The sequence below is a fragment of the Kribbella sp. WER1 genome (assembly GCF_054189145.1).
On the sequence record NZ_CM135186.1, the window covers coordinates 4,984,549 to 4,995,434 of the forward strand.

Annotated in this window: 9 protein-coding genes; 5 read left to right on the forward strand and 4 right to left on the reverse strand. The window is 69.6% G+C overall.

Annotated elements, in window-relative coordinates; translation table 11 throughout:
- Positions 1-67: 67 nt before the first annotated feature.
- Complete coding sequence (locus ACXJJ3_RS24150; protein ID WP_458164113.1) at positions 68-2,986, forward strand: M36 family metallopeptidase; 2,919 nt, start codon at positions 68-70, stop codon at positions 2,984-2,986.
- 108 nt (positions 2,987-3,094) lie between these two features.
- Here ACXJJ3_RS24150 and ACXJJ3_RS24155 read toward each other — a convergent pair whose 3' ends face one another.
- Entirely contained in the window at positions 3,095-3,646 is a 552-nt protein-coding gene (locus tag ACXJJ3_RS24155) for a PadR family transcriptional regulator (RefSeq protein ID WP_458164114.1), read from the reverse strand.
- Between the two features lie 108 nt (positions 3,647-3,754).
- On the opposite strand from ACXJJ3_RS24155, the gene ACXJJ3_RS24160 reads away from it, so the two are divergent.
- Positions 3,755-4,612, forward strand: a complete 858-nt coding sequence (locus ACXJJ3_RS24160) for an SDR family NAD(P)-dependent oxidoreductase (RefSeq protein ID WP_458164115.1) — start codon at positions 3,755-3,757, stop codon at positions 4,610-4,612.
- Positions 4,613-4,736: 124 nt separating this feature from the next.
- Here the strand turns inward: ACXJJ3_RS24160 and ACXJJ3_RS24165 are convergent, their stop codons facing one another.
- Positions 4,737-5,744, reverse strand: coding sequence for a LacI family DNA-binding transcriptional regulator (locus ACXJJ3_RS24165; protein ID WP_458164116.1), 1,008 nt, complete (start codon positions 5,742-5,744; stop codon positions 4,737-4,739).
- Between the two features lie 110 nt (positions 5,745-5,854).
- On the opposite strand from ACXJJ3_RS24165, the gene ACXJJ3_RS24170 reads away from it, so the two are divergent.
- Positions 5,855-6,745 carry an amidohydrolase family protein gene (locus ACXJJ3_RS24170; protein WP_458164117.1) on the forward strand — a complete coding sequence of 297 codons (891 nt, stop codon included), beginning with the start codon at positions 5,855-5,857 and terminating at the stop codon, positions 6,743-6,745.
- Positions 6,742-7,302 (forward strand): cysteine dioxygenase, encoded by a 561-nt coding sequence (locus ACXJJ3_RS24175; protein ID WP_458164118.1) that lies wholly within the window; start codon positions 6,742-6,744, stop codon positions 7,300-7,302. The genes ACXJJ3_RS24170 and ACXJJ3_RS24175 overlap by 4 nt, the downstream gene beginning before the upstream one ends.
- A 54-nt stretch (positions 7,303-7,356) precedes the next feature.
- On the opposite strand, the gene ACXJJ3_RS24180 is transcribed toward ACXJJ3_RS24175, so the two are convergent.
- On the reverse strand, positions 7,357-8,433 hold the full coding sequence (locus ACXJJ3_RS24180; RefSeq protein WP_458164119.1) for a TIGR03118 family protein: 1,077 nt from the start codon (positions 8,431-8,433) through the stop codon (positions 7,357-7,359).
- A 124-nt stretch (positions 8,434-8,557) separates the two neighbouring features.
- Between ACXJJ3_RS24180 and ACXJJ3_RS24185 the strand changes: the two genes are divergently transcribed.
- Positions 8,558-9,364 carry a PhzF family phenazine biosynthesis protein gene (locus ACXJJ3_RS24185; RefSeq protein ID WP_458164120.1) on the forward strand — a complete coding sequence of 269 codons (807 nt, stop codon included), beginning with the start codon at positions 8,558-8,560 and terminating at the stop codon, positions 9,362-9,364.
- Positions 9,365-10,193: 829 nt separating this feature from the next.
- Here ACXJJ3_RS24185 and ACXJJ3_RS24190 read toward each other — a convergent pair.
- Positions 10,194-10,817 (reverse strand): hypothetical protein, encoded by a 624-nt coding sequence (locus tag ACXJJ3_RS24190; RefSeq protein ID WP_458164121.1) that lies wholly within the window; start codon positions 10,815-10,817, stop codon positions 10,194-10,196.
- Positions 10,818-10,886: the final 69 nt, after the last annotated feature.

Below are 10,886 nucleotides of genomic sequence, written 5' to 3' on the forward strand. Positions count from 1 at the left end.
TTAAGGTCAGCCCCCGGGACGGGTCGTGGAGGGCGACCCGCTGATACGAACTCCATGGAGATTTGCTGTGACCACATCACGCAGAGGGCGGGGGCTCCTGGCAGTCTCCGCCGTCTCCGCGGCCGCCATCGCGCTGGCCATGACCGCCGGTGGCGCGGACGCCGCGCAGACCGCCGGACCGGACAAGGGCAAGGCATCCCAGTCCGAGAACTTCACCGGCAAGGAGCAGAAGGGCTACTACGACGCCCGGACGCCCGACGCCAAGACCACCTACGCCCGGGCGGCCAAGGTGGCCGGCAAGGAGACGGCGGCATCGGAGAAGTTCCGGAACTCGCTCGGCACCCAGGGTGTCGTCGAGCTCGACCCGAACACCGGCACCCCGGCTCAGGTGACCAAGCTGAACGGCTTCCTCACCGGCAAGAGCGCCAAGAAGGCCGAGGTCATCGTCCTCGACTACGTGAAGGCGCACCCTGAGGTCTTCAAGCTGTCCGACGCGGACCTGGCGACGCTGAAGCTGCGCAAGGACTACGTCGACGACCTCGGCACGCACCACGTCTTCTGGTCCCAGGTCGTGGACGGCGTCGAGGTGTTCGGCAACGGCCTGAAGGCCAACGTGACCAAGCATGGCCAGATCGTCTCGATCATGGGTTCGCCCGTCGCCGGCCTCACCTCCGCCGCGCAGAGCCGCTCCGCCGCGGCCACGCCGAAGCTGTCCGCGGCCGGCGCCCGCAGCGCCGCCATCGAGGACGTCGGCGGCAGCGCGAAGTCGGCGACCGAGAAGTCCTCCGGGGTGAGCACCACCTTCAGCAACGGTGACACCGCGAAGCAGGTGTGGTTCCACACCGCCGACGGCCTTCGCAAGGGCTGGATGACCTACGTCAACGCGGGCGGCACCAAGGTGTACACGCACGTCATCGACGCGCAGACCGGTGCCCTCCTCTACCGGCGGAACCTGTCCAGTTCCGCCAACGGCGATGCACTCGTCCAGGACTACTACCCGGGCGCGGCCAAGGGCGGCACCCAGCGGGTCGAGAACCTGATCTACAACAAGTGGCTGCCGAAGAACGCGAAGACCCTCCTCGAAGGAACGTCGGTCGCGGCCTGGGCGGACGTCAACGACGACAACCAGCCGAACGCCGGCGAGACGGTCAAGGTGCCGGGCACCAAGACCGGCGCCGAGTACAAGCTGACCACCTTCCCGAACGCGTCGTCGTTCTGCTCGACCTCGTTCGTCTGTACCTGGGACCCGGCGAAGCCGGATTCCTGGAAGACGAACATGAACCAGGACGTCACCAACGCGTTCTACCTGGCCAGCAACTTCCACGACTGGCTGGCGAAGCCGCCGATCAGCTTCACCCCGGCGGCCGGTTCGTTCGACGCCGCGGGCGGCGACCCGGTCCACCTGAACGCGCTGGACGGCGCGGCCACCGGTGCCGACGGCGGCCCGGACGCGAACCACATCGACAACGCGAACATGAACACCCCGCCGGACGGCACCCCGCCGACCATGCAGATGTACCTGTGGCACCAGCCGGGCGCCACCGATGCCCAGGACCCGTGGGTCCCGTCCAGCGGGGCCAACGACGCCAGCATCCTGTACCACGAGTACACCCACGGTCTGTCGAACCGCCTCGTCGTCGACGCCCAGGGCAACTCCACGCTGAACAGCATCCAGGCCGGCTCGATGGGCGAGGCGTGGAGCGACTTCTACGCGATGGACTACCTGGTCTCGCACGGCCTGGAGAAGGACACCACCGCTCCGGGCGAGGTCCTCGAGGGCCGGTATGTCGCGCACGGCGAGCTGTTCCGCACCCAGGCGATCGACTGCCGGGTGAAGGCGGTCAGCCCGAACTGCATCCAGCCGGACGGCTCGAAGGGCGGCTACACGTACGCCGACTTCCCGACCATCGGCGGCTCGCCCGAGGTGCACGCCTCCGGTGAGGTGTGGGCGCAGACCCTCTGGGACCTGCGCGAGCGCTTCGGCCGTAGCTACGCGATGAGCATCATCACCCGCGCGATGGAACTCGCTCCGGCGGACCCGACGATGCTCGACATGCGCAACGCGATCGTCCAGGCCGACCTGATCGCCAGCGGCGGCAAGAACGCGGACATCATCTGGACCGTCTTCGCCAACCGCGGCATGGGCTGGTATGCCGGTGTCGTCGACGGCGGCGACGCCTACCCGGCGGAGGACTTCCACAAGCCGCCGACAGGTGCCACCACGACGCTCAGCGGCACCGTGAAGGACAAGGACACCGGCGCTCCGGTCGCAGGCGCGCTGGTCTACATCGGCGGTCACTCGTCCGGCTACGCCGGCGACTACGCCGGGTCGACCGATGCCCAGGGCAACTACAGCATCACCGGTGTGGCGCCGGGCACGTACCCGAAGGTCGTCGTCTCGGCCCCGGGCTACGAGCTGATCGTCCAGTCGGTCAAGGTTGCCAAGGGCACCCAGGCGGCCTTCACTCCGCGCCGCAACTGGGCGGCGGCATCCGGCGGTGGCACGGTTGCCGGGTTCAACGGCCCGGACTTCAGCCCGCAGTGTGGGCCGGCGTTCGCGATCGACAACGCGCAGGGCACCGGCTGGGGCAGCACGACCGGTGACGACAACGGCACCGCGACCAACCAGATGATCGCCAAGCACGTCGACATCAAGCTGCCCGCGAAGGTCAACATCAGCAACTTCAACATCGACCCGTCGAACACCTGTGGTGACCCGGGCAGCTCCTCGACCGGGCAGTACAAGGTCGAGACCTCGGTCGACGGTACGACCTGGGCCACTGCGGCGTCCGGCACCTTCGACGCCACGAACCGGGGCAAGTACAACCTGGTCGCCCCGACCGGCAACGCCACCGGCGTCCAGTACGTCCGGTTCTGGATGCTGAGCCCGCAGGTCCCGGACTTCCAGACCAACTGCCCGAACGGCGCGTTCGGCGGCTGCAAGTTCACCGACATGACCGAGATCCAGGTCTTCGGCACCAAGTAACGCGACACCCGCAAAGGCCGGCCGAGCGCACCCCGCTCGGCCGGCCTTTTCCTTGCCCACCGAACTGGAGGGTTGCCCACTGAGATTTTCGATGGGCAACCCTTCAGTTCAGTGGATGCCCTTCGAGTTGGAGGGTTTGGCCGGGGGGACGGTTTGGGCCCACTCGGCCCAGTCGGCGAGGGCGGAGTACACCCGGATGCCGGCCTCGATCGTGACCCGCATCGACTGGGTCTGCTCGCTGTAGCCGAACTCGCCGCGGTCCTTGCGGGCGGCGTAGTCGGAGTACTGCGCGGCGAGGTCGCGGTAGTACCGGGCCTCCGCCTCCAGGTGCTGCCGGAGTTCGTCGCGGTCCATCATCCAGAAGAACAGCGACCGCAGCAGCGGCTGCAGCCGCATCGTGTGGTCGACGTCGACCTCGGTCAGCCAGCGTTTCACCTCGGCCACTCCGGCGTCGGTGATCCGGTACGCCTTCCGCCGCCGCGGGCCCTCGCTCTCCACTTCGACGAGCCCCTCGCCGGCCAGCTTGTTCAGCTCGGCGTAGATCTTCGGGTGCTGCGCGGGCCAGATCGACCCGAGCACCTCGGTGAACCGGCGCGCCAGGTCGTACCCGCTGGCCGGCCCCTCCGCGAGCAGCCCGAGCAGTCCGTGCCGCAGTGACATCGCTGCCTCCTTTACTGACCGCCATCTTGACATGTCCCCACGGACATGTGCATGCTCAGATATGTCCCTAGGGACATGTCCCAGAGAACATCTCAAAGGGGGGTCGACATGAAGGCTGTTCTCGTCACAGGTTCGACCGGTGGCATCGGTGCCGCGACCGTCGGACTGCTGCGGCAGCGAGGATTCACGGTGTACGCCGGGGCGCGTGGTCGGGCCGACTTCGGGCCGGACGTGCGGGTGCTGCCGCTGGACGTGGCGGATCCGGAGAGTGTCGCCGCGGCGGCGAGGCAGGTCGCGGGTGAGGTCGACGGGCTGCGGGCGGTGATCAACAACGCGGGCGTGATCGTGCAGGGTCCGCTGGAGCTGGTGCCGGCCGACGAGTGGCGTCGGCAGTTGGAGGTGAACACGATCGGCCCGGCATCGGTGATCCGCGAGTTCCTGCCGCTGCTGCGCGCGGGGACGGCAACCGGCTCGTCGTCCCGCACCCCCGGTCGGATCGTGAATGTGAGTGCGGCGACAGGACGCGTCGCGATGCCGCTGCTCGGCGCCCTGTCCGCGAGCAAGGCCGGTCTCGAGGCGTTGTCGAACGCCCTTCGCCTGGAGCTGGCGCCGTGGAAGATCCCGGTCGTGGTGATCGAGCCCGGGACCACCGAGACCGAGATCTTCACCCGTGCCGGCGTCACCGCGGCCGCGGCACTGCAGCGGGCCGACCGCTCGCGCGTCGACCTGTACCGCGGACACCTGGCGGCGTACGAGACGGCCATGAGCCGTTTCAAGCCAGGCCCCGTCGACAAGGTCGCCGAGGTCATCGTCCAGGCGGTCGAGTCCCGCCACCCCCGTCGCCGCTACGCGATCGCCGAAGCCCGCACCTTCGGTGCCGTGCTCCCCAACCTGCCCGCGCCGCTCCGCGACCGCCTCCTCACCACCGCCACCGGCCTGAGCGCAGTAAAGCCCGCCGAGTCGTGAGCATCGGCTGCGAATCCTGGGTTCGCCCGGCCGGCGTCCGGATCTTGGACGATGGGCTGTAAGTGTAGTGACTTAGTCTAGTTTCGAGGGTGTGGAATCCGGCGCGCAGCGGTCGCCGGGTCGCCTAGGCGGGCGGCCCGGCGACCGAGCCGCGCTCGATCAGGGCCGGGGTCAGCGTGGTCCGGCGGACGCGGCGGTTCGTGTCGACGGCGGAGGTCACCCGGGAGACGACGTGGCTGACCAGGTCGTCGAGCGGCCAGTGGAACGTCGACAGCGGCGGCGTCAGCAGCTGCGACATCGGCTGGTCGTCGTACCCGAGCAGCGACAGGTCGTCGGGGATGCGCAGGCCGAGCTCGCGAGCGGCGGCGTACACGCCGAAGGCCATCGAGTCCGCGAGCGCGAGGATGCCGGTCGGCCGGTCGGCGGCGGTGAGCAGACTCCGGGCGACCTCGGTCGCGCCGGGCAGGTCGTGCGGGCACTGCAGCAGGCGGATCCGCAGGCCGAGGTCCTTCGCCACTCGCTGCGCGATTCCTTCGGCGGGGCGCTCCACCTCGAGCCGCCGGGTCGGGCTGAGTACGGCGATGTCGCGGTGACCGGCGTCCGCGAGCCGGCGCAGCGCCGTACTGACGCCGGTCTCGTTGTCGAGGATCACCTCGGACTTCGCCTTCGCGCCGGGCAGCGCGTCGCCGATCGCGATCACCGGCACCTGCTGCGCGATCTCCGCCCAGGCCTTGGCGGCCGGGTCGATCGGCACCACGACGATCGCGTCCGCGCGGTGGTCGACCAGGTGCTGGGCGAGCTCGAGCTGCCGGTCGGCGTCGCCGGCCGAGTCGATGATCCACGCGTTCCGGTCCGGGGCGAGCAGCTCGCGGCCGAGGGCGGCGGCGACCCGCTGCTGCCAGAGGTCCTCGAGCGACGCGCACAGCACGCCGACCGACCCGCTGCGGCCGGACGCGAGCGCGCGGGCGACCGGATCGGCCTGGTACCCGAGCCGCTCGGCGGCCTCCTGGACGCGCTGCCGGGTCTCGGGCGTGCCGTGCAGGCCGCGCAGTGCGTACGACACGGCGGCCATCGAGAGCCCGGTCTCGGCGGCGATGTCCTTGAGGGTCGGCCTCCGGCTCGTTCCGGACATGTCCATGACCCTAACCGGCGCCGTGGACAGAAACTTGACAGACGCACCTTTGAAGCGCTTCACTCTATTCATCCTGAAGCGCTTCAATCTGATCAAACCTGGAGGTCACGGTGATCGACGTTCACCAGCACCTCTGGCCGGAGGCCTTCGTGGACCGGCTCCGGGCCCGCCGGGAGCCGCCGTACCTGGACGGCTGGACGCTACACACCGCGACCGAGGCGCCGTACGACGTGGACCCCGCGGCGCACGAGCTCGGTAAGCGGGTTGCCGTCGAGCAGGACGCCGGGACGACGCTGGCCGCGGTCTCGCTGTCCAGCCCGCTCGGGATCGAGGAGCTCGGCGACGCCGACCTGCTCGCCGCGTGGCACGACGGAGCGGCCGAGTTCCCGGCGCCGTTCCGCGCCTGGGCCTCGGTGGACCTCCGCGAACCCGCCGGGCTGGAAGACCTTCTGGACAAGGGCTTTCTGGGGCTGCAGCTCCCGGCGCACGTGCTGACGACCCCTTCCGGTTGGGAAGCGCAGGCGGACGTGCTGCAGACGCTCGAGCGGCTGAACAAGCCGATCCTCGTCCACCCCGGGACGGCGACCGCGGCCGAGGCCGCCTGCTGGTGGGCGCCGGTCGTCGACTACACGACGCAGCTCCACGCCGCGTGGTGGGCCTGGCACGCGTACGGCGGACGGCGTACGCATCCGAAGCTCCGCCTCTGCTTCGTCGCCGCCGCGGGTCTCGCCCCGGTGCACCACGAACGGCTGACCGCCCGCGGCGGCCGGCTCGGCACCATCGACCCCAACCTGTACGTCGACACCTCGAGCTACGGCCCACAGGGGATCGACGCGGTCGCGCGGGTGCTCGGCATCGATCAGGTCGTGCACGGCACGGACCGGCCGTACGCCGGCATCACCGACCTCCGCCAGGGCGACGCCGCGACCGCGGTGATCCGCCACGACAACCCGCACCGCCTGCTGTTCGGTGCGGCTACTCCTGAGAGGGGAGTGCAGTGACTGCCCAGCCCATCGACGTCCCCGACGTTCCGGCGCGCCAGGCCACCCGGCTCGTGGAGCTCAACAACTGTCTGTCGCTGGACGACCTTCCGGGGCGTGATCTGAGTCCGGACGAACTGTCCGAGCTCGCCGCGTCGATCGCCGCGCAGCCGCACCTGTGGGAGGACCAGGTCGCGTACAGCGACGAGGAGCGGGTCTTCGCGTCCCTGCACCGGGACGCCAACGTCGACGTCTGGCTGATCTGCTGGACGCCGGTCAACGACACCGGCTGGCACGACCACGACGTCTCGTCCGGCGCGGTAGCCGTTGCCCGGGGCAAGCTTGTCGAGCACAACCTGGCGATCGGCACGGCCGCCATCGAGACCGAGGTCGAGGCCGGCGACGTCTACGGCTTCGGACCCGACCACATCCACCGCCTCACCGGCCTCGACAAGGGCAGCGTGACGGTCCACGCGTACAGCCCGCCGCTGTGGCGGATGGGGCAGTACTCGGTCAAGGACGGCGTACTGCGCCGCGTCTCCGTTTCCTATGCGGATGAGTTGCGGCCGATCGACTGACCTGGGTTGTACGGAGGAACGGGTAGTGCACCGCACCACCCGTTCCTCGGTCCGTCAGGAGTGCCGGAGTTGGCCTAGCAGTCCGTGGGCCTCGCCGTCGGTGCCGGCGGAGAACCACAGTACGTCGGTGCCGCCGGTGGTCGGCGTACCTTGCAGCAGCGCCCACAGGCCGTCGATCGTCAGCGGCCGGCCGGCAGTGTCGCGGACCTGTCCGGCGGGCTCGAAGCGGTGCCGTGACTTCGGGACCAGGATGTTGATCCGGCCGTCACCGAAGTTCCCGACCAGGAGCGTGCCGGCCGGCTGGCCCCAGCCGGCCGGAGCCATCGCCATACCCCACGGCGCGTTCAGTGAGCCGCGCGTCGCGACCCGGGTGATCAGCCGGCCGTCGGTGCCGTACTCGTCGACGAACCCGAGTCCGTGACCGTCGATCTCGTCACCGGTCTTCGCGTTAACCTTGGCGTACGAAACGAACAGCCGACCGTCGAGCGCCTGCACGTTGAACGGCCCGTACGACGCCGGCACGTGCCGGTCGCGGAACGCCCACGACGGCAGCTTCACCGGCATGAACGAGCTGTCGAACACGTCGATCCGGTGCTGCGTGAAGTTCGCCGCGAACAGCTGGTTGCCGGCGAGCGCGAGGCCCTTGTACTCGCCGCCCGGCGTGGTCACCTTGATCTCGGCCGCACCCATCGGCTGATCGACCACCCGGCTCCAGGCGGCGATCTGCCCCGTCTCGGTCGCGAAGATGAAGTTGGCCGGTGCGCTGGTGGTGCCGTTGCGGAGGACGAACCCGGAGCCCGGGTTGTTCACCTGACCCGTCGGCGACGGCATCCTCGGCTCGATCGCCGACACCTTCGCGACGGTGCCCGAGCCCGGCGCGGACGAGTACAGCGTCGATGCCGACGTACCGTTGTCGGACACCCACAGCGGCGTGGTGGCGCCGAGCGACAGACCCCACGGATTCACCAGGTCGGGGTCCTGGAGTACGGCCTTGCCGGGCTGGTCGGAGACCAGATCGACCTGCTGTACGGCGAGGTGGTGCGACGGACCGTGTGCGTCGGCAGTCGCGGGCGCGATCAGTGCGATGCCGCCGGCGAAGGCCGTGGCGACTGCGAGTACGCGCAAAGACATGACACTCCCCCTAGATCAGGATGTGGACGTCCTCCATACGTCGCGTCGCCGCGGGCGGTTCAAGGCCACTCGTACCGGAAGTGGATCTGGCCCGCGGGGGTCGCGGCTGGCTAGCGTTCGGGGCATGAGGATTCGCGTGGTCGATGCCTTCGCCGAACGAGCATTCACCGGGAACCCGGCGGCGGTCTGCGTGTTCGAGGCAGGTCCGTGGCCGGATGAGAGCTGGCTGCAGAGCGTGGCGGCTGAGATGAACCACGCCGAGACCGCCTTCGTCCGCCCGTCGGAACGGCTCGACGCGGACTGGGACCTGCGCTGGTTCACCCCAACCCTCGAGGAACGGCTCTGCGGGCACGCAACACTCGCCACGACCCACGCACTGGCCGCCGACGGCAAGGTTTCCGGGAAGACGTCGTACGCCACCCTCAGCGGCATCCTGACCGCGACGGTCGCTGACGACGGGATCACCCTCGACTTCCCGGTCAACCGGCCTGTTGCTACGCCCGCCCCGGACGGCCTGGCGGCGGCCATCCAGGCCGAGCCACTCGAGACCTACGTGACCGGCGAACTCCGCGACCTCTTGGTCGTCGTCCGTGATGAGGCGACGGTGCGGGCGGTGGTCCCGGACTACGACGCACTGGCCGGCATCATCGAGCGCGGGCGCCTGCGCGGGGTGATCGTCACGGCGGAGGGCTCGGAGTACGACTTCGTCTCCCGCTTCTTCGCCCCCGGCAGCGGCATCCCCGAGGACCCGGTCACCGGCAGCGCCCACACAAGCCTCGCCCCGTACTGGACCGAACGCCTCGGCCGGCCCACCCTGACGGGCTACCAGGCATCCGCCCGCGGCGGCGTCGTACGAGTCGTCCCAGCCGGCGACCGCGTACATCTAACAGGCCACGCGATCACGGTCCTCGACGGAGAGCTGCACGTCTGACGTACTAGCACGCCCCCGCGTGCTCCGCAGGTGCTCCGGTCACTGCGCTCCCCCCCGCACCTGCTACGCGGACTCCCACCCACCGGCTAGCGCCGGTCTTCTGCCCGCTACCGCGGGCGATTTGCGAGCTGCCGCTCGCGGGCGACTGCTAGGCGGGCGCACTCCGTGAGGCTCCGCGTGGTGAGTGCTGCGGGTGGTGAGTGGTGGCGGGGGAGACGGTGAGGAGGGGGTGGCGACACGTGGACGTGGTCAGCCCCGCGTGGTCCGCAGGTGCTCCGGCCGCTCGCCGTCCAGCCCCGAGTCACCGCTGATTGGACAACCCACGATCCTGCGGACAGCTCCTGGGGGCTGTGAACAGGTCATAGCATGTCGCCAGCCACCACAGGGTGTTCATGGTCGCGCATCGACGCCGACATCTTGAACGGATCGAACCGTCCGCGTGGGAATTGCACCGGTTAGAGCACACCATTGGCGCACCACATCCGCGCACCACATCCGCTCCAGGCGACAGCCAGCAGTCGCCGCTCACCACCTGCAGCCTCACGCATCACCTCCACTTGTGCAGTCACCCGCGAGCGGCAGCTCGCAAAACGCCCGCGGCAGCGGGCAGAAGGCCGGCGCTAAGCCGGTGGATGGGTGGGAGCGCGCGGAGCGGGTGCGGGAGGGAGCGGAGCGACCGGAGTACCTGCGGAGCACGCGGGGGGGTGACCACATCCGCGCGTCACCGCCCTCTCCTTCCCTTCAACACCACTCACTGCCCGCGCCAGTCAGCACCAGCGGCTTCGCGGAGTACGCGGGGGGCAAGCACCCCCCGCGCTCGCGTGTGAGGTTAGGCCCAGGTTTCGGCGTGGGTGGCTGTGCCGTTGGGGGCGATCAGTTCGGTGACTACGTCTTCGGCGTCTGCGTCGAGCGGCTCGAAGGGGGACTCTGGTACGACGTACGCGCGGGCGCCGGCGAGTAGTTCTGTGCCGGGGAGTTCGAACCAGGCTTCGCCGACCTCGCGGCTGATTTCGTAGATGGCTTGTTCGGCGCTGTCGACCGGGTCGCGGTCGCCGGATTCGTCGAGTTCGGCCGGGTGGCGTTCCTGGGCGGCGCGGCCGGCTTCGAGGAGTTCGTCGAGGTCGGTGATCCGGAGGTCGAAGCGGGAGACGACGCTGATCAGCTGGTCAGGCTCGGTCGACTCGTCGTCTTCGTCGTCGGTGGCATCGTCGAGGAGCAGGGCGGTCGTACCGGTGTGTTCGAAGACGGCGTCGTTCCAGTCCTCGACGACGCCTTCGAGGGCCGCGTTGTGTTCGAAGAGGGTGGTGTGGTCCTCGTCGCCGGTCATCGCGAGCAGGGCGTCGGTGTGTGCCTGGAGACGCTCAGCGAGCAGCCGGCTGGCCTCGGCGAGGGCGGCTCGGGTCTCCGCGGAGAAGAACTGGTCGGCGGGGGCGGGGGTGTCGATCTCGGTCACGTGCGTGTTCTTCCCTGTCTGTCGGCTGGGTTTGCCAGCCGTAAGTATGTGAGAAGCCTGTGAGAGGTC

Excerpts from the sequence above, each read along its gene's own strand:
- ACXJJ3_RS24160 (WP_458164115.1), top strand. The coding sequence starts at position 3,755 with ATGAAGGCTGTTCTCGTCACAGGTTCGACCGGTGGCATCGGTGCCGCG.
- ACXJJ3_RS24185 (WP_458164120.1), top strand. The coding sequence starts at position 8,558 with ATGAGGATTCGCGTGGTCGATGCCTTCGCCGAACGAGCATTCACCGGG.
- ACXJJ3_RS24155 (WP_458164114.1), bottom strand. The coding sequence starts at position 3,646 with ATGTCACTGCGGCACGGACTGCTCGGGCTGCTCGCGGAGGGGCCGGCC.
- ACXJJ3_RS24165 (WP_458164116.1), bottom strand. The coding sequence starts at position 5,744 with ATGTCCGGAACGAGCCGGAGGCCGACCCTCAAGGACATCGCCGCCGAG.
- ACXJJ3_RS24180 (WP_458164119.1), bottom strand. The coding sequence starts at position 8,433 with ATGTCTTTGCGCGTACTCGCAGTCGCCACGGCCTTCGCCGGCGGCATC.